We start from the raw sequence: 21313 nt of genomic DNA on the forward strand, positions 1-21313 counted from the left end.
AAGCTAACAACGTCTCTATTGTTGTTTGCTCTTCTTTATTAACTTCTTCCAATATGTCAAAGAACTTTAGTTCCCCTAATTGCCTGCTGGCAACTATATTTATGGCCTCTCGTATTTAGACCGGGTAATGTGGAGAATAACGGAGTCGAACCGTTGACCTCCTGCGTGCAAGGCAGGCGCTCTAGCCAGCTGAGCTAATCCCCCTTAGAGTATATATGTAGTCCCGAGCAGATTTGAACTGCTGACCCCTACATTATCAGTGTAGTGCTCTAACCAACTGAGCTACGGGACTAGGTTAAATTCAGCTTTGGTAATTGTTCTGAGGTGTCTCATTCACAATCCCTGTAGCCTCATCCACTCCCTCGCTTAGTCAGAAACACTTTATGATGCTTCATTCTATGGGTTTTTCTTTTGAGATTTTATTGTCATTTATATCATTTACGTAGCGAGTAGTCTGAACTACTCCAGAAAGGAGGTATTCCAGCCGCACCTTCCGGTACGGCTACCTTGTTACGACTTAGCCCCAGTTATCGGTTTTACCCTAGGACGCTCCTTGCGGTTACATACTTTAGGTACCCCCAACTTCCATGGCTTGACGGGCGGTGTGTACAAGGCCCGGGAACGTATTCACCGCGTCATTGCTGATACGCGATTACTAGCGAATCCAACTTCAAGAGGTCGAGTTGCAGACCTCTATCCGAACTGTGAATGGCTTTTTGAGATTTGCTTGCTGTTGCCAGCTTGCTGCCCTCTGTACCATCCATTGTAGCACGTGTGTAGCCCCGGACGTAAGGGCCATGATGACTTGACGTCGTCCCCTCCTTCCTCTCTGTTTGCACAGGCAGTCTGTTTAGAGTCCCCACCTTAACGTGCTGGCAACTAAACATAGGGGTTGCGCTCGTTGCGGGACTTAACCCAACACCTCACGGCACGAGCTGACGACAGCCATGCAGCACCTAGTTTCGTGTGATTGCTCACTCATCTATCTCTAAATGATTCACTAACTTTCAAGCCCGGGTAAGGTTCCTCGCGTATCATCGAATTAAACCACATGCTCCTCCGCTTGTGCGGGCCCCCGTCAATTCCTTTGAGTTTCAATCTTGCGACCGTACTCCCCAGGTGGAATACTTAACGCTTTCGCTTAGCCGCTAACTGTGTATCGCTAACAGCGAGTATTCATCGTTTAGGGCGTGGACTACCAGGGTATCTAATCCTGTTTGATCCCCACGCTTTCGTGCCTCAGCGTCAATAACACCATAGTAAGCTGCCTTCGCAATCGGTGTTCTGTGACATATCTATGCATTTCACCGCTACTTGTCACATTCCGCCTACCTCTAGTGTATTCAAGCTCATCAGTATCAAGGGCACTGCGATGGTTGAGCCACCGTCTTTCACCCCTGACTTAATAAGCCGCCTACGCACCCTTTAAACCCAATAAATCCGGATAACGCTTGGATCCTCCGTATTACCGCGGCTGCTGGCACGGAGTTAGCCGATCCTTATTCCTTCGGTACATTCAGCTACTTACACGTAAGTAGGTTTATTCCCGAATAAAAGCAGTTTACGACCCAGAGGGCTGTCTTCCTGCACGCGGCATGGCTGGTTCAGAGTTGCCTCCATTGACCAATATTCCTTACTGCTGCCTCCCGTAGGAGTCTGGTCCGTGTCTCAGTACCAGTGTGGGGGGTCATCCTCTCAGATCCCCTAGTCATCGTGGTCTTGGTGAGCCGTTACCTCGCCAACTAACTAATGACACGCATGCCCATCTCAATCCTATAAATATTTGATCATTGGATAATGCTATCCTGTGATTTTATGCGGTGTTAATCCGAATTTCTTCGGGCTATCCCCCTGATTGAGGTAGGTTGCATACGCGTTACGCACCCGTGCGCCACTTTCCCGAGAAGCAAGCCTCTCGGTATCGTTCGACTTGCATGTATTAGGCCTGCCGCTAGCGTTCATCCTGAGCCAGGATCAAACTCTCCATTGTAAAATGTTGTGTTTGAACGCTGACCATTCTTAACTTGTTAATAATAGTCTTTATTCTTTTTTGTATTGTCTGTCAGTTTCTGACTCGAAATAATAGCTTTGGTTTTCATGTACTTTGAAACTGTACTATCTGTACCTCGCTACGTTTATAAATGACATCTCTTTAATGAACTTCTCGAATCACCTCGCGGATCTTCTTTATATGTTGCAATCGAATTTCGATTGTTTCAGTCTTTTTGTTTTGTTATCAAACTCCGTTTGGTAACCCCCGTTTTTGTTGGGACTGCAAAGGTAGAAATCTTTTTGTTATTGTCAAGCTTTATTTGAAAATAAATCTTTTTGTCTTTCTGGTGGTTAAACCGGTAAAACCGACTTTAACAAACTCCTACTGCAATCTTTCAAATCTTCTCTCTCTGTATCTTTCGCACAAACCCTTCCTCCGAAGCGGGATGCAAAAGTAGGAAAATTAACACAACATGCAAACAATATTAATTTTATAATTGTATCACAAAGCTAACTACATGAACTACAGCGAGAAAATCGAAAATTAAAATCTGAGGAGCCAATCAATCTATATAGTTCGCCTCCTATAGAAGGTATCTAAGCAATTAAACAAAGCTTCAAACCATCTTGAGCAAACGAAATGAATCATTTTTCATTGGCTAAATATTTAGAGCGCGCAACAATTGTAATTTGACATTCCCAACGGCCATCTATATCCTATTATATATACTACTATATATAATACCATAGCATCTATTTCTCTATTGAGTCTAGTACATAAAAAATCCTGATCTGCTTTAATTGAAATAGAAGCAAATCAGGATGATCAACCCTAACAAGGTTATGGTATTATAATACCTTATCATTATTAGTGGCATAGTACTTTAATTCAATAATGTCATTTGGCATAGGTTTACTATTCCAATGTTCATGTATAGCTAATGCCGTCCCTATTGCTGTTGCCTGTGCCATTGAGGCTGCAAAAACTTCAATTTTTGGAAATAGGCGAGCCAATAGGTTCATATATATTGCATTTTTACTAAATCCTCCGTCCACAAAAATGCGTTTCACACTGTCCCCATTCATAACGAGACTAGAAGAAGTATGCTGTTGTATAACTATATCCAGCATAAATTGGTGGTAGGCCTCTTCATCCGTTGCAAAAACAGAGAGATCTCTTGATCCAAATTCCCAGACCTTACCTTTTGGAATCTTCACTTTTTCTTCTTTAAGTGAGGCCAGCAATTGGTCTGCAATTATAGCATTATAGCGCATATTCCGATAACGGCTTACCCCTTGTCCAAAATACAGGCCTATTCGCTTCACTTGTTGCTCATGCTCATAACCAGAAAATATGCGGGATGCCTTTACCGGCTTACCTTTAAACTGCAGGTAACACAAACAATCTTGCTCCAATTCTTCCGCACTAAGCGGATCAACATTAAAGGGATTCATAGTAATGCACCAAGTTCCAGTGGAAATCAAGACAAAAGGTTCATGGAAATTGATCAGATAAGGAATTAAGGCCGCAGAGCTATCATGCAATCCTATTCCTACCTTATATAGATTTCCTGGAAATTCAGCAGGAAAAACCTCATCCGCCTGATGTATTGGTGCCAATTTTTTATCCAGCCCTTCCTTCAGCACCCAGTCATGGTAATTTTTACGGGTAAAATCCCATAATTGCGTATGACAACCAATACTGGTTAAGTCGGAACATTCTATACCAGAAACCAGATAACTCAAATATTGTGGAAGATGTAGTGCATAATGAATCTGGCGAAACAATTCCGGTTTTTCCTTTTTAATACGATACAACTGCATACCGGAATTTAAACTCCCTAATATTGGAGAAGCCGTTTCAGAAGCAATCTTTTCCTCCCCTCCGTACTTATTATAAAATTCATCTTTTAACGCTTCGGGATAAGGCTTCAGATAATTATAGAGTGGTGCCAATGGTTTCCCATACTCATCAATATACACGAGACTTGCTCCGTAAGTAGAAAAATTAACGGCTTTAATGATAAACTCTTTGCGCCTCATTATCTCCCGCAAAGAATCAAAAATAGAAAGACGCAAACTTTCCAAATTTTCACAAGCATCACCAGCCTCATCACAGGTTTCTATAAACCTGGCGGAACGCTCAAATACAATCTGATAATTTTCGTCGAACAAAAAAATTTTCTTGTTGGTTTTACCCACATCAAATACAACGACAACTGGAATGGCCTCCATTATAATCCTGTAGCTATAGTTTTTAATCCTCTCTCCTTAATCAAGTTTTCTCTGACCTGCAATTTCCTATACAAGACCAATGGATTGGCCGCCCCTCCTACTCGTATTCTAGCTTCTCGAACAATCGAACGAACATCGGTTCGGAATGCATTCTGTAAAATTTCCTGACACAAAGCCACATCATTGTTCCCCTGTGCATTGGCTAACGCGACACGATCCACGAGCAAAGCCTGTGTATAAGACAACATAATGGCCTCTACCGATTGTAGCAAATCTTCTAAGGGATCTTTGACATTATGAGAAGCATCAATCATCCAACCTAAACCAGTAGCATGGTCTATTCCTTTTGCGTCCATCCCTTCAATCAATTCATTGAAAATTAAGAACAACTGATAAGGTTTTATGCTACCAGCAGTGAGGTCATCATCACCATATTTAGAGTCATTAAAATGAAAGCCACCAAGCTTCCCTTCCATCAATAACAAGGAGACAATCTGTTCAATATTGGCATTAGGCAAATGGTGACCTAAATCTACTAAGCTGAAGGCCTTAGACCCTAACTTATTTGCCAGTAGCAATGACTGCCCCCAATCTCCAACTGTCGTAGAATAAAAATTAGGCTCAAAGGCCTTGTACTCTACAAAAACTTTCCAGTGCTCAGGTAAAGCTGCATAGATTTCCTGCAGACTTTCCAATGTATTTTGAAAAGCTTTTCTAAAATTTAGCTGACCTGGAAAGCAAGAACCGTCAGCAAGCCAAACCGATAAAACATCCGATCCTAGTGCCTTTCCATGTTCAATAACTTCTATATTATGGGCAATTGCCTGTTGTCTAACGGCTTTGTCTACATGCTGCAGAGAGCCAAATTTATAACTATAGCTTTGGCCCGGCAGATCTTGAAAAGTATTGGAATTCATCGCATCAAACTTTAATCCATGATGGTGCGCTAATTCCTTAATCGATTGATAATCCTGAGGCACATCCCAAGGGATATGCAATGAAATTGCGCCACTAGACTGATTTAAACAATGAATTAAACCAACATCCGTTATTTTTTCTTCTAAACTCCTCGGCTCACCCCCCCAGAGAAACGCCCAAAACGAGTGCCTCCGGTGCCTAACGCCCAACTTGGGATGGCAATTTGGAATTTCATCAATTTAGTGACTACCTCCTCGGTCCGATCATTCATCGAGGCCGTATATTCAAACTCATGCTGATGAGACTTTATATGTTGTTCATTATGTGCTGCTATTCTATCTTTTACTATTTCCATTTTGTCTTCTTTATTACTAACTCCATTTTGTTTAGCGTACAAATGCCATTGCTACTCCGCCATCAACATTCAATACATTTCCTGTGGACTTATTTAGCAAGCCACCCACATATACCATACAAGCATTGGCAATATCTTCGGGAAGGATAATCTGATTTAACAAGGTTCTTTTTGCATAAAATTCTGGCAGCTCTTCTACTTTAATACCATAGGCCTTAGCTCTTCCGGCTGCCCAATCGCCTTCCCATATTTTACTATCTGAGATGACTGCATCTGGGTTAACAACATTTACTCTAATCTGATCACTCCCTAATTCTGCTGCATTTAAGCGACTCAAGTGGAGCTGAGCGGCTTTAGCAGAGCCGTATCCTGCATTGTTGGGTCCGGAAACCAACGCATTTTTGCTAACAATATTGATGACATCGCCACCGACACCTTGTTTTCGCATCATATTAACGGCCTCCTGTGTAATTCTAAACTGGCCTTTAACCAACACATCATACAATAAATCCCAGTCCTGTACGGTGTGTGCCTCCAGTGGTTTTGAAATAGATAATCCCGCACAATTGACTACAATATCTATCCCTCCAAATGACAAAGCTGCTTGATTAAATGCTTCATCAATAGCTTCTTTATTTGTTACATCTAATAATACAGAGGAAAAAGTATCATCCCCAAATAGCTTTTTGAATTCTTTCCCTGCATGATCCAGCCTTTGAGCGTCATTGTCATTCAACAATACAACTGCACCTTCTTCTAAAAACTTTTTGGCTATAGCCTTACCAATCCCCCCTGCACTTCCAGTTACCAATGCTATTTTCCCGGAAAGAGATTTAGACTTAGGCATCCGTTGCAATTTAGCCTCCTCCAATAACCAGTATTCAATATTGAAAGCCTCTTGTCGAGGAAGCGAAGTGTAGGTTGAAACTGCTTCTGCACCTTTCATTACATTAATAGCATTGGTATAAAATTCCGCGGCTACGCGTGCGGTCTGCTTATCTTTTGCGAAGGAAAATAAACCAATTCCAGGATATAAAATAATTACAGGATTAGCATCTCGGATAGCCGGACTGTTAGCATGCTTACATGCCTCATAATAGGCTTGATACATTTCTCGATATGCTTTAAACGCCGGGGCAAGCTTTGCTTTAAGGAGTTCAGAATCCGTTAAATCTTCATCAGGATTCAATTCCAATACCAGCGGACTGATCTTAGTGCGCAAAAAATGATCAGGACAACTCGTTCCTAATGGTGCAAGGCGATCCAGATCATTAGAATTAATAAATTCAAGTACACGGGCATCGTCACTAAAATGTCCGATCATACTCCGCTCGGTGGAACAAAATCCACGTAAAAATGGAGCTAGCAGCGCGGCTTGTTTGACCCTCTGATCAGCTACTATAGTATTAATACGTTGGCCGCCAAACACCGGTCCTTTCTGCCCATAACTTGCTTCAAGATAGGCCGCACATTTTTCTACCACTTCCAGGGTGTTAAGATAACAATCATAAGCCGTATCTCCCCAAGTGAATAACCCGTGAGACCCCAGCATAATGCCGCGAATTCCAGGGTTTTCTGCCAAACAATGTTGTAATTGTAAGCCCAGGTCAAAACCAGGCTTCTGCCAATCTACCCAACCGATTGCCCCCTCAAATAACTCTTCTGTAATACGTTTACCATCTTTTGCAGCAGCAATTGCAATCGCCGCATCTGGATGCAAATGATCAATGTGCTTGAATGGTAAGAAACCATGAAGTGGTGTATCTATCGATGGCGCTTTAGAATCCAAATCGTAAATGCAGTGGTTAAATAATTCCACCATCGCATCTTCTTGCTCAATACCTGTATAGATTTTTTGAAGGCTATGGAGCTTGTCGACATATAAGGCGGCCAATCCATTTCGTTTAAGTGTGCCAATATCACCACCAGAGCCTTTAATCCACATGACTTCAACGTGCTCCCTAGTCAGGGGATCTATTGCATTCGCTTTACAAGAGGTATTCCCACCACCGTAATTTGTTAAACGCAGATCTGCACCCAACAGGTTAGATCGGTAAATTAACAACCCAACTTCATCACCTTCGAGCTTATCGGCTTTGTCTTTATCCCATAAATAATTGACGTACTTGAAACGGTCTTTTTCGTCAGACATAAAATTTGATTTATATTTTTATTTAATTGAATTTCCATATCCTACAATAAGGATGGACAGAATTATAAATGCTATACCTGTTAACACCGTCATTAGTGTTTTTTTGCTGACTGCAGACCACTCTTTCAATACCAATCCCCAAACATTCGCTACCAGAATAATAAAGGCCATATGCAAAATCCAGGAACTCGCCCCATTCCCCAACTTACTTTCGGCCATACCATAAAAAAAGAACTGTAAAAACCAGGTAGTACCGGCCAGGGCGCAAAAGATATAATTTGACAACAATGGCGTTTTGGTGTTGCTATAATCTTTAAATGACTTGTTTCTGAAATTCAGCACCATACACCAGAATAAATTGGTCGTTAAACCTCCCCAAAGGATAATAATATAGGTGACGTTGTTTTGATACAAAAACTCGCCATCACCGGGATGGAGTGTTTTCCAAAGTTGGTTAGCTTCATGGGCCATATCTTTGCCGGAATCAATTCCAAAAGCAAAACAAGAACTTAATATCCCAGAAATCACTGCGACAATCAAGCCCAGACCAATCTTGAATTCTGTACTTTGCTGGGTTTCTTTCTTTTGACTTTCTTTTAATTTGGCCAGGTCTTTCTCTTTGTCCATGCCTGCTTTCCCACAAATAATAATCCCTATGATACAGATAAACAAACCAAGGATGACCATTTGCCCCCAGGAACTGTGAATCATACTTGAAAAACTATCCTTTCCTGCTTTTGGAAAAAAGTCGTAGTATATGGAAGGCAATAGTGCGCCGAATACAGAACTCAACCCTAAAATAATGGAGCTTCCAAGAGAAACACCCAAATATCTAACGCCCAACCCATAAGTTAAGCCACCTATCCCCCATAAAAGACCGAAGAAGTAAGTAATCCATAAAATAGATTCTGAAGTGTGTGTGATGATTTGAGTAAAATCGGGTATGGTCAACCATGCCGCTAAAGGCGGAATAAGGAGCCAGGAAAATAGCCCGCCAACAATCCAGTAACTTTCCCATGCCCAGCCTTTGACTTTGGTATAAGGAATATAAAAACTACCGGAAGCGAAGCCTCCAATAAGATGGAAAAACACACCAAGAATGACCTGCATACGTGAATTTTATATTTGGTTATAATAATAAGCGATATTAATTCTTTAGAATTGCATAACTGTCATTTACTGTCCTGCTCCATTTAAGGAATTCGCTTTTAAGTAAAACAACCCTGTGCTTTGATCAGCCAAAAATTTACAAGGAGGGCCTGAGCGTAAGCCTGAACGGTGCCTGATGATTTTGCTTTCTATTGCTCAAAATAATTTCAGCAGCCATGGTACCCATCATTTTAAAATCAGTGGAGATGGTGGTTATGCCATTCAACAAAAACTTTTTTAATGGAGTCTCGTTGTAAGAAATTATGCCTACATCTATCCCTAAGATTAAATCCGAATTACTGATTATTTCCATCAACAACACCAAATCATCTTCCATAAGGTTGATGTATACTGTCCCGGATTCTATTTGTTCCTGCTTCAAATCATGAATAATAAAGTGACTGAAAGCGTATTGCTGACAAAACCTTCTAAAACCATTGATGATTTCACTTGGAAAATAACTCTTTTTAGGAAAAATCAATTTAATGGTATCGTATTTTGTCAATGCTTCTTTTGCCTCCGTCAGCGCACCAAAAATATCCTTCTCAAAGTCCTCGTATACGGCGGAATAGGATCCGCAGATCCCATTAACTTTTTTGTCCAGCAAAATTAGTTTATCCGTAGGGATGGTATTAATGATCTGATGAGCATCTTCTCCACCTTCTACAAAATGGGGCAAAATCACATAATGTGAATACTCCGTCCGCTTGTTTTGGATCAACTTTTTGAAAATCGAAAAATCATTATTATAGATATAAAAATCAATCAGCGCATCGTCTCCTAATGCCTCCACAAATGAATCATAAATAATTTTTTTATGAACGGACAGCTTATTAAACAACAAAAATATCTTGATTTTCTTTTTGAACTCGGTATTGTGTATATAATAGCCCTTACCAGGAACCGAGAGTATTACCCCCTTATTTTTCAAATATTTATATCCTTTTTCTGCGGTATCTCTGGAAATTTCCAATACACAGCTCAATTCATTGATAGAAGGAAGTATGTCATTCTTAACAAGTAGCCCCTCTTCCATGGCTTCGATAATAGAATCGCTGAGCTGCAGGTATTTAGGTGTGACTGAATATTCATCAATATGAATAAACTTAAAGTAATCGGCTGTTTTCATCATATATATTTATTGGATCACCCGAACCTCTGCTGGTCCACTAATCTCAGATTTTATTTTTCCGTTGTCTAATTTAGTATGCTTGATTTTCACTACACCATAAGGTGTAGGAAAAGTTCCTTCTACAAATTTCAGATCCCCCAAGTGTGGTTTGACCTGTATAACCTTACATCCTGGTTCCAATACCTGCACCCCCAACACATGCTCCGTCAGCCAGGCAGTTGGCCCGGATGCCCAGCCATGTGCCAGACTATGCCTGAAATTTTTATAACAGTAGTTTCCATAGGTTGCATGAACATCAATTTTACCCTCAGGAACCAGTTCATCTATACGCCCAGCATTTTTCATCCAATCCAAATCAAAGTCCTCCCAAAAGGTAGTCGCCCCCAAATCCAACATCCCTCCCCAATAATCCCTGATATTGTCCAATCCTCCTTGATAATCACCAGCCTTTGCTTTTGCCTGCAACATATAGTATCCATAAAAGGTAGAGAAGTTCTTGGTACCGCCAACCGCTATAAAATCCCGATTCGCTTTTTCCGCTGGCATTAACCCTGCAAGGGCCATCAAAGAAGCAGCTTGTTTACTATTAGCTGGGTCAGGCACATGTTTTTTAAGCCGTCCAATTGCCTCATCACATTTTTTTGCGGTTGCCTCATCTCCCAAAATACGGCATAACTCTGCCCCATCTTGAAAAGTCATTACCATCATTGCCTGTAACCCCGCATGAATCGCTGGTTGGTTTTCTGAAGAAGACCAATCCAGGAAACGCATACCATCCAAGTGTTCTTCATTACCTTTAATTTTAGTCATTAGATGGTGAAGTAAATCCACCAGATAAGTACGCTGTGCTTCCAGATAATCCTTACGGCCCTGATATCTATACCAATCTCGCTGAATCCGGATCCACCACATAGAATACGAGCTGATCCCATTCATCCAGGAAGGCAGTGGATTGACCTCCTTAATTAGATCGAGGCTTTTAGGAACCACATCATTATAACCAAAAACGCTGTTGATGGTCATAATTTCCGGATGCATATCCCCTACCCAAACCAATCGGTCACGTTTTACACCATCCCATAAATACTGTTGCATATTCAGATGAACGGTGTAAGCACCGGTTGCCCAAATTTCATTGAGCCGTGCATCACTGCTGTGGAATGAGCCTATATATGGAGTATCTCTGTAACTAAAAACAGCACGTACTTCTTTTAACAACAGTTCCCGATTAGGATCTACCAGGTCAATGCGGACAAAGCGAAAGCCGGTATTACCAAACTCCATCGCCCCTAACCAAGGTAATTCTACAATCATATCGCGGATCGCATGATCATTTGTAGCCCCACTTATAGTGTCAATTGAGGACATTGCCTCGGACGCTGATTCCCCAAAACGAATGCGTACTTTCAGCGGTTTCTGATTTTGCATCAAACCAGTTACGAGCTGAATCCCTCCCTGTAACTCCTTCCCAAAGTCCAACAAAATCCCAGGTTCAGTCTGCCCATCACTTTTTAATGTAATGAGTGCTTTATTGACCAATTCAGCCTGACCATTTCCCGAATTTAACAAATATTGCGCATCTTTAATGTACTTGCCACTTCGGTCTGACTGCCACAAAATCCGCTGTGGAATAAGGTACATCCTTATCCTAGGGTCTTTTCGAGCCTCATTAGCATTGTGAAGCCCATCATAAACGGGGGGCAGTTGTGCAAACAACCCAGGAACGACACCTAAAAAAATTAAGAAAATAAATAATCCAAATTTAACACGCATCATGCTTTCTATTTTTTAATGGGTTTGATTGACAGGGTAACTAAATAACCTCACCGGGCCAATTAAGCCCGCCGGCGATAATGGGCTTTCTGGTTTAAAATGATTTACGCTGGTCCAGGTTGTCCTTTCAGTAGCAGGCAACTTACTATCCCCGATCAGTCTATTGTCCCAGGTATTCACCACACTGATCTCAATTTTATTTTCTCCGTCCTGCAAAGCAGAGGTAATATCTAGCTCCCAGGGAGCAGTCCATAGCCCCCCAACATCCTTACCATTAATTTTAACTTTCGCCATTACATTTACCTTCCCGAGATTTAACATAATGAGTTCACCCTTAGCTGGTCTTTTCAACATAAAAGTGTTGTTGTAATTCACAGTGCCACTATAATATTTGATTTTCTCTTCCGGGCTCAAGGTCCAGTCAGTTAATTTATCAAAGAAAATAGACTCCTTAGGTCCCCTAAACTGATCCGTAAATTTCAGCTCCCATCTTCCCTCAATCTCTTTCAGCAGATTTTGCCTTGGAAAGTTCTCTTCAGTGGATCGTCCTACTTTACGTGGATCTGTAAAGACAATAAAAACACTTTGCAGAGGAGCCAATTTTAACGGAATAGCTGTTGCCGTACTTGTTTCTGTGTATGCTGGCAAGACACGTGTATTACCCGTTATTGGATCCCATAGTTGTGCAGCTCTGCCAGTGATGCGAAAATCAGGATTAATAGTAAGCTCCTGCTCTGTTTGGTTACTCACAAAGTAAATATCCTGATTAGCCAGTTTACGATGGATATATAAAACCGGACTGGCTGTATTCGTTTTGAAATCTGGAACAATCTTTAAAATATTCAATGCAGTTTGCATATCCATTCCTTGTAACACGCGTCCTTTACCCAAAGAACGGGAACTAGAAACTACCTCTCTTTTTTCACCCCAAAGTAGGGTGGCTAAACGATCTACTTCCCGGTCTGCAGCAGGATATCCCTGTAAACTAGGTGATCGCAGTGGTGCCGACCCCAATATGGTAGCCCCCTGTTCCACCAACTCTTTAATTTTAGCCAGTAATTCTGGCCTCATAGTTTCCAATTTGGGTAAAACGAGTAAGCTATAACTCATTCCATCCGGTAAGACCAATTTACCATCTTTCACTTTTACCCGATCGCGAAGCACTTCTCCATTAATATAGTCGAATGAATATCCAGCCGGCAAAGCGGGATCTGTCACCCCTGTCATTTTTGGTGCATCTTCACCAATGAAGTAGGCTACGTCTGCGACATAATTGCCTTGTTGCAGCAGAAAGTTAGTTCTTTTCAAATAAGAAGTGAACAGATCCAGGTAATTGAACCAAGTATTGTGTCTGTTAAACTCATTTCCAAAATCAGCATTGATACCTGGGACTAAATTGTCTGTAGGCTGTTGTATAAATACATGAAGCAATGTATTATTTATCCCTTCTGCAAAAAAGCGATCTCCCCGCTGTTTCATCAATGCCGGATAACGTGCATAAGGTTTTCCACCAGCGGTAAAGGATTCAGCGGAGACTTTGGTTTTTCCATAGATGTGTGCTGCAGATGAGGCTGCTCTATTTTCAATATTTCCTAGCTCCCCTTCACTCCAAAATTCCCCCCCAATTTCATCGGATTGGCCTCCATATTGCAAGAATTCTCCTGGAAAACCCCAGTGTCCATAATTCTCAAGCCAGGTTCGTAAACCATGACTATTACTAACTGCTCGTAATCCACCTACATAATCATAGGCAACCCGATCAGCAATTAGCCTTCTCAAATCCCATAGAAAGCGATCAGACATTTCCTGACTCCCCACTACACGGCCTCTCATCACTGGCAAATAAGGCAGAGGGTCATATCCATAAGTCGCCTGGAACTGCTCCATTATCTTATCCGTCCAATTTTGTCCACCAGTTTCATAACTATCTTGTACAGCTACGCGCCAGGTCTTTCTATGCTTAGCAGGAATTCTGCGTATTATTTCTCCTAAAAAGCTATCAAAATGACTTAAAATATGGGCTTTACTCATTTTATCGACCTCCAAACCGGTACCTTCCACAGAAGCGGGGCTATTGGTTACTTTTGTAGGTACCATTCCCGTACGCATTACAATCCAATCGCCTGTCGGAAAATCCCAAGTTAAAATGCCATCAACCGACAAACCGGAAGAAACATCTATCACGCCAGCTGGGTCAATCACTAAGTTTTTCGAACTCGCCTCTGCCTGTGGCTTCCATTGATACTCTTTCCAATAAGGCAAGGGTGATTGAAACATCTTAGCCAGTGTTTTACCTATAAAGTCTTCTACAACTGGTGAGGCAGACAATTCTATTTCCGTCAAAGCAAAATCTGTAGAAGCCTGGCTTAAAACCAACCTGAATTCTTTAGCGGAAACTTCCGGAAAAGAAACGGATATAGGCCCATAAGGATCAAATCCTACGTTTAAGCTTGGATTACTTCTATCCATCTCGAAAGTTTTTAGCGTTCTGTAATGCGCCCCGTCCTTTACCTGTAATTCAGCATGTGCTTTCAATGCAAAGTGCGCGGGGTAAATCACCAGACTTCTGGCAAGGAAGTTATGCTCCACCGCCACATCAATATGAATGCTTTGTTGAGCAGGAATTTTTACAGGATTTGAACGATCTCCATCAACCAGAGCTGTTGCTGCTGAAATCGGAATACTCGTTTTTACAGTTGGCTTTAATGCCGATAAGTATATTCCATAATCAAGAGGGGCTTTGAAAGCAATTACTTTTACATCTTGAAATTGCGGATCAGGTTTAACGAGTTGCGTACTGATTTTCTGACCACCCTTCAGACGTTGTTCTGAAAAAGTCAGGTAGCGCATCGATTGTTCAGGCTTAATCCATGGTCCGCCCGACTGGCTCCAACCTGGACTATTAAAAATACCTATTTCAATATTTAGCTTAGTGGCGGTTAATAAAGCGGTGTCAAGAATTGACCACCATTCTTCAGATAAGAGCTTCACCTTACCATAAGCCGTACTTTGTAAGCCAATGTTTCCGATAAAGGCACGGTTTATGCCTATTTTTTTCATGGCATAAAGATCCTTAACCACGCCTTCTTTGGAGATATTATCAGACATCCAATACCAATACACTGAAGTCTGAATGGTATCTGGCACCTTTAAAAAGCTATTTTTCAGGTCGGCTAGCACATGATCCTGATGTGGTGAAATTGTTTTCCGCTGACTGCTACAGGCAGCCACGAATGCAATTATTGAAATCGCAGAATATATAATTCTTCTCCCTTTGTTCATCAGAAATCTTTGGTTAGTAGAACAGGTAGGTATATGCCCATCTGTTTTAGCGGCTATAATATCTACAATTTAATCGCGTATTCAAATGTATAAGTACCTGAACCGGCATATACTTCAAGATCGTTACCTTTCTTGTTGATTCCACTTAATTCTTTAATCTTACTTAATGATTGTTTGTTTTCCGTCACCTCTACATTGGCTGCTCCGGGTAAAAGGATAGCTGCAGAAGTATTTGGCGGAATAGTCACCTTCAACTTAAATCTACCATTTTCTATCGTCCAATCACTACCCGTGATCCCATACTGACTGTTCAGCGTTGCTTCAGCGTGTGTAATTTTACCGCCAGGTTTAGGTTTAATGGTAATTTTCTTATAACCCGGACCACTTTCATCAGTATCTAAACCAGCCATAATACGATACATCCAATCTCCAATTGCACCATATGCATAGTGGTTGAATGAATTCATACCCGTTGTTTGAAAACTCCCATCAGGTTTAATCCCATCCCAACGTTCCCAAATAGTGGTAGCACCCATTTTCACCGGATACAGCCAGGATGGATAAGTTTCCTGAAGCAATAATTCATAAGCAATGTCATTACGTCCAAAACGCGTCAATACCTCGCATAAATATGGTGTCCCCAAAAAGCCTGTTGTTAAATGATTTCCATAACTGTTAATGTTACTAACCAACCGATCAACGGCCTGAGCACGTGCATCTTCTGGTAACATATCAAAATTTAATGCCAATACATAAGCTGTTTGTGTTCCGGATACCAATCTTCCATTTGGAGACATATATTCTTTCACATAAGCCGCTTTAATTCGTTTCAACAAATCACTGTACTTTCTTTCATCTTCCTGATTTCCCAGAACGCGGGCAGCATTTATCAGTAATTGTGTAGAGTGGGCATAAAAAGATTGTGCAATCAAATATTTATCTGTTACTGCTGACCTCCCGTCAGTATCGTCTTGTAAATGGAAATAAAGCCAGTCTCCGAAATGAAATCCTGTACTCCAAAGATCATTCTTACTCGTATTCTGCATAAAATCTACCCAGGCCTTCATACTCGCATACTGATTTTTCAAAATACCTTTGTCCCCATAAGCCAGGTACATATTCCAGGGCACTATTGTAGCGACATCTCCCCAACCGGCTGAACCCGCTGAATTTTCATCCAACACATTCGGTACTACAAAGGGTACGCTTCCGTTAGGCAACTGATCACCAGCCACATCTTTCATCCATTTAGTAAAAAACCCAGCCACATCCATATTAAAAGCTGCAGTCCGGAAAAACACTTGCGCATCTCCTGTCCAGCCCAAACGTTCATCTCTTTGCGGACAATCCGTAGGCACATCCAGAAAATTACCTTTCTGTCCCCATTGAATATTATGCTGTAACTGATTTAACAAAGGGTTTGAAGTATTAAACGTTCCAGTTGGTGCCATATCCGCATAAAGTGCGATCCCTTTAAATGCTACAGGATCAATTTCTCCCGTATAACCGGTTATTTTCACGTACCTAAAACCCATATAAGTAAAGTTTGGCTCATACCTTTCTTGTCCCACTCCTTTAAATGTATATTGGATATGTTGTTTCGCACTGCGCAGATTTGCGTCATAAAAATTCCCTTCTTTATCCAATACCTCACCATGTTCGAACTTTATAGTAGAACCAGCCTTCCCTGCCAATTTAAATTGTACCCATCCCACCAGATTTTGACCAAAATCTAGTACTGTTTCACCTTTTGGTGTTTTAATCACTTTAAGTACTTTGAATTCTTCGTGTTTACGGGCTAGTGGAGATATACTGCTAACCAAGGCCGCGGAACTTGCCGGAACGATACTAACAGGCGTCCAATTCTGGTCATTATAACCTACAGAAGACCATCCGCATTTCTCTAATCTGGCGTCATAAACTTCTCCATCATAAAGGTCTGAATATTGGATAGGGCCCTTTGTGAATTTCCAGCTGCCATCACTTTGAATTACTTTACGACTACCATCCTGATAAATAATTTCTAATTGTACAAGACCGGCTAATCGTTTACCATAAAAGCTACGCTGCCCGCCGAAGCCAATGCGTCCGCGATACCAACCATCACCTAAGGTAAAACCAATTACATTTTGCCCACTATTTACCAGGTTTGTAACTTCGTAATTCTGGTACAATAAACGGTCATTATAACTGGTCCATCCAGGTGTCATATAATCCTTACCCACCCTTTTACCGTTAATCATCGCCTCATATATACCATGGGCAGTAATATGTAAAGTTGCTAAACGGATCTTTCCATCCAGCGCAAAAGCTTTTCTAAAAATTGGGCTTGGTCCTGCAAGTGTATCCGTAGCCTCTGCACCGATCCACTGCGCTGTCCAATCAGATTTCTTCAATAAACCCGTTTGCCAAAAATTCATTTCACTCCAGGGAGATTCATTGCCGTGGTTATCTTTAACTTTTACTTGCCAATAATACCTAGTAGAAGATTCCAGTGGCCCAGCATATGGCAACAATACGGAGACCTCACTTTTCTGCAGACCACTGTCCCATAGTAATCCCTTTCCTGCCTTTACGTGCAGAGAATCCTTGCCAACACGAATCTGATAACTATCTTGCTTAACATTCCGCTGATTGGTGCTGATTTTCCAGCTTAATCTTGGTGCATCTGCATCTATACCCATAGGATTTTTCTGATATTCCGTCTTCAGTTCCTGAACCTGAATTTTTTGAGCCCATACACCAGTACTCAGCAAGCCACATAATACGATTACCATAGAACTGACCTTCCAAACAGGAAGCCCATTCTTGTGCATGTTTTTCATCATCATATACTTGTACTTTAAGGATTGAAAATCTTGTTTAAATCTATTCATAGGTGCTATTATTGTGGGTTTTGAACTAAGGCGTCAAGATTTACCTCTTTTTGATGAATCGGAAGTAATAATTTATTATCTGCCACCAGATAAGCACCGGCAGGAAACGTAGTTTTTTCAACCAGTTCTTCCTTTCCTCGTGCGATCATCCGCTGTGAATATGCGAGTGCATTATTGCTGAAAACGAACACTATTATGCAAATCACTACAGAAATGAATCTTAGTATCCTTTTATCCATTGTCATATATATTTGGTTTTACTAAAATAGACCAAGGCCATAAAAGCGGCAACCTGTACTATCCTGTAATTCTGTACTTTAATGAAAAAAAATTAGCATAAAAAGGCGGTTAAGTAAATAACCGCCTTTTTATGCTAAATAGTTAATTTATTGGATTTCGAAAGTATACTTACCAGCACTTGCCTGATATACTTCAGGAAGCATTGTTCCAGCCATCCTGGCAGACTGTCCGGCTTCGAGTGGAAAGTGAATTGTTGCAGAAGAATTTGCTGGTATATGCACTTCATAAATGATCTTCTGGCCGTTTCTCTTCCATGAAGATTGAATGGTCCCAAATGGTCCTTCATGTATAGATTCAAATTCATTCAAGCCAGTAACGAAATGCGGCATCAACCGAATATTTTTAAAACCTGGTGCCTTTTCATCTGTCATAATACCACCAAGCCCTTTAAAGAACCAACCACCTATTTCTCCAAACATCATGTGATTTAAAGAAATATCTCTTCCTGCCTGAATATTCCAATTTTCATATAAGGTAGTTGCACCATTGGCTATCCACCAACCCCAGGAAGGATAAGTATCCTGCACTGCCAATTTATAGGCAATATCCGCCTGCCCATTCTCACTCAACGCATTCAGTATAGCTTTGGCACCAAGCACACCAACATCCAAATGCATATTGTCCGCTTTTACCCGATCGGCAAGCTTTTGTGCAACCTTTATTCTCAAGTCTTCTGGTACAATTCCCCATAATAGTGCAACGCTGAGTTCTGTCTGCAAACCAGTACCATAAATTCCTTCGTTGCGATTCAAATATTTATCATTAATTGCTTTTTTAATCTTCTCGGCTAATGCACTATAGTGTTTATAATCTTCCACCTTTCCGAAGAGTTTAGCCGCTTTTGCCAATATTATGGCATCAGTAAAATAATATACTGAAGAAGTGTATTCCAGTGGAGATTCAGACTTAACAGGTACCCAATCTCCCCGTCCCCATGTCGTCAATCCATCAGGACTAATCTGAGTCACATAATCTACATAAGATTTTATATTTGGATAGCAACTCCGCAACAAATGGGGGTCCCCATAAAATAGGTAAATGTTCCAGGGAATAATTGCGATTGTACTCGTCCAATCTGTACCATTCGATTTTCCATAGCCCCAACCTCCTGTCGGAATAATATCTGGCAACACCCCATTAGGTTGCTGTTCATCCTGATGATCAGCTAACCATTTTTCATAAACGGTGATGCCATCAAAATTATACAATCCAGTTTCAACAGCAAAGTGCCCATCACCGGTCCAGCCATTTTTTTCCCTTTGTGGACAATCAGTTGGATAGCCAAATAAATTAGATAAATACGAATTGTTAGTCGCCGCCCATAATTTATTAACCATCTCACTTGAGGTATGTATCTTCCCTGCAACAGGCACATCACTATGCATAAAATGCCCAATGATACTTTCATTATTCAGATTTATAGGTTTGCTACTGGTTACTTCTATATACTGAAATCCCTTATAATTGAACTTAGCCATAAACGCTTCTGTTCCTTGTCCGTTAAGGATAAAGATATCGGTTTGGAAAGGATCATTCTGATCTTTGGGTCTATAATAGACATCAATATTAGACAAATCCAATCTCCCATTAGCTAATAACCTTTCTCCATGTTTGATGCTCAAACGAGTGCCCCGATCTCCTTTCAATTTAATTTCACTTACACCTGCTATATTTCTTCCCAAGTCAAACACATAAGTAGTATCGTTAAATTTCCGAACAGACTTCACAGGTATTTCTTCTACATTCCGAATAGGATGCATAACCTGGCTAACAATCTGCTTGGAGGGGGCAGCACGAAGTGCAATTCCCTTCCATTTACGGTCATCAAAACCGGCAGTATTCCAACCTTTCTGTTCCTTCCGCGCATCATAATGTTCCGCAGTATAAATGCTATTAAAAACAATAGGACTATCGTCAGTTTTCCAACTATCATCGCTCAGCACAACATCAGTTGATCCATCGGTGTAAGTTATCCTTAGATCCAAGCAAAAAGTTGGCCTTGCCCGCCATGGCGCTTTATCAAAATCCCATACCGCTAACGATTGATGGTTGTACCATCCATTCCCCAATAAAACGCCCACTGCATTTTCACCGTTTTTGAGTTGAGCCGTTACATCATAACTCACATATAAGTTTCTTCTGTCAAACCTGGTATACATTGGATCAAGCCGATGGTTACCTACCTTCTCGCCATTGAGATACAACTCATAAAGCCCTGCGGCTGCCATATACGCACGAGCTGATTTGATCTTTTTATCCGCCTTAAATTCCTTACGGAAATACGGAGCTGGTAGTTTGTTAATATCCTTATTGTCGCTGATCCAGGTACCTTTCCAATTGCTCATTTTAAGCATTCCAGTTTCAAAGCTACTTATGGGTATAAAAGCAGCTGGCTTTCCATCTTTATCCCAGATTTGTACCTGCCAGTAGTACTTCGTAAAAGGATCCAGTCCTTTTCCGGAATAATTGGTCAGCTGAGCTGAGCTTCCTATCTTTCCAGAGTCCCAAACGCGACTTCCCTCCTTTTTCATTAATGCTAAAGAATCCGTGCTTACGGTAATCCGATAGGCACTTTGGACAGCAGCACGCCTATCATCTTTTAGCTTCCATGCTAGCCGGGGCTGAAGTGCATCAATACCTATAGGACTAATCATATGCTCACATTGAAGCTGCTCCGCATGAATTTGCTGCTGACTAAAAGATGGGAACGATGACAAACTAAAAAACAAAAAAAGACAGCCGTAAATACGCTTGTTAATATTTGGGATCATAACAAAGAAATTGTGGATTTGCAAAGTAAAACTCAAAGTTTGCAAAATAGGAAATGGTACTGAAATCAGCAACCTGTGCTGTCCTGTCTACCTAAGGATTAGCTGGCTTAAGCTTAAAAACTGATGAAATTAAGCCTAATCTTGATCAGCTGAGCAGCAGAATTATCCGAGAATAAAAAAGGCGGTATACAAGAAAAGCCTGTAGTTTCCTACAGGCTTCCTTTAAGATTTGGCACCGACCTACTCTCCCACGTGTTACCGCAGTACCATCGGCTCTGGCGGGCTTGACTTCTCTGTTCGGAATGGGAAGAGGTAGACACCGCCGATATAGGCACCTAAATATTTTTATTGTTTGCTTTTCCGTATCAGGTATCCTTA

At 41.1% G+C, this 21313-nt stretch carries 9 protein-coding genes, 2 tRNA genes, 2 rRNA genes and 1 pseudogene; all 14 read right to left on the bottom strand.

Annotated elements, in window-relative coordinates; translation table 11 throughout:
• Positions 1-130 precede the first annotated feature (130 nt).
• The 14 genes and pseudogenes from AQ505_RS21955 to rrf all read right to left on the bottom strand — a co-directional run bounded on the left by AQ505_RS21955 (position 131) and on the right by rrf (position 21274).
• Positions 131-204, bottom strand: a tRNA-Ala gene (locus AQ505_RS21955).
• A 14-nt stretch (positions 205-218) separates the two neighbouring features.
• Positions 219-292 (bottom strand) — tRNA-Ile (locus AQ505_RS21960).
• A gap of 176 nt (positions 293-468) precedes the next feature.
• Positions 469-1990 (bottom strand): 16S ribosomal RNA (locus tag AQ505_RS21965).
• 851 nt (positions 1991-2841) lie between these two features.
• Positions 2842-4227, bottom strand: a complete 1386-nt coding sequence (locus tag AQ505_RS21970; RefSeq protein WP_062550160.1) for an FGGY-family carbohydrate kinase — start codon at positions 4225-4227, stop codon at positions 2842-2844.
• Positions 4227-5500, bottom strand: a pseudogene (locus AQ505_RS21975) (TIM barrel protein). Before AQ505_RS21975 ends, AQ505_RS21970 begins: the two are co-directional and overlap by 1 nt.
• Before the next feature lie 31 nt (positions 5501-5531).
• Positions 5532-7652 carry a bifunctional aldolase/short-chain dehydrogenase gene (locus tag AQ505_RS21980; RefSeq protein WP_062550161.1) on the bottom strand — a complete coding sequence of 707 codons (2121 nt, stop codon included), beginning with the start codon at positions 7650-7652 and terminating at the stop codon, positions 5532-5534.
• Between the two features lie 18 nt (positions 7653-7670).
• Positions 7671-8762, bottom strand: a complete 1092-nt coding sequence (gene rhaT / locus AQ505_RS21985; protein WP_062550162.1) for an L-rhamnose/proton symporter RhaT — start codon at positions 8760-8762, stop codon at positions 7671-7673.
• A gap of 136 nt (positions 8763-8898) precedes the next feature.
• Positions 8899-9930: a GntR family transcriptional regulator gene (locus AQ505_RS21990; RefSeq protein ID WP_062551158.1), complete on the bottom strand. Its 1032-nt coding sequence runs from the start codon at positions 9928-9930 to the stop codon at positions 8899-8901.
• Positions 9931-9939: 9 nt separating this feature from the next.
• A complete protein-coding gene (locus AQ505_RS21995) occupies positions 9940-11709 on the bottom strand; it encodes an alpha-L-rhamnosidase-related protein (RefSeq protein ID WP_231634957.1) in 1770 nt (589 codons plus the stop codon).
• Between the two features lie 12 nt (positions 11710-11721).
• Complete coding sequence (locus AQ505_RS22000) at positions 11722-14988, bottom strand: glycosyl hydrolase (protein ID WP_062550163.1); 3267 nt, start codon at positions 14986-14988, stop codon at positions 11722-11724.
• 62 nt (positions 14989-15050) lie between these two features.
• A complete protein-coding gene (locus AQ505_RS22005; protein WP_231634958.1) occupies positions 15051-17864 on the bottom strand; it encodes a glycoside hydrolase family 78 protein in 2814 nt (937 codons plus the stop codon).
• 8 nt (positions 17865-17872) lie between these two features.
• Positions 17873-18103, bottom strand: coding sequence for a hypothetical protein (locus AQ505_RS26515; RefSeq protein WP_157262511.1), 231 nt, complete (start codon positions 18101-18103; stop codon positions 17873-17875).
• A 147-nt stretch (positions 18104-18250) separates the two neighbouring features.
• A complete protein-coding gene (locus AQ505_RS22010) occupies positions 18251-20818 on the bottom strand; it encodes an alpha-L-rhamnosidase (protein WP_231634959.1) in 2568 nt (855 codons plus the stop codon).
• Positions 20819-21162: 344 nt separating this feature from the next.
• A 5S ribosomal RNA gene (rrf, locus tag AQ505_RS22015) occupies positions 21163-21274 on the bottom strand.
• Positions 21275-21313 lie beyond the last annotated feature (39 nt).

The sequence above is a fragment of the Pedobacter sp. PACM 27299 genome (assembly GCF_001412655.1).
GTDB lineage: Bacteria > Bacteroidota > Bacteroidia > Sphingobacteriales > Sphingobacteriaceae > Pedobacter.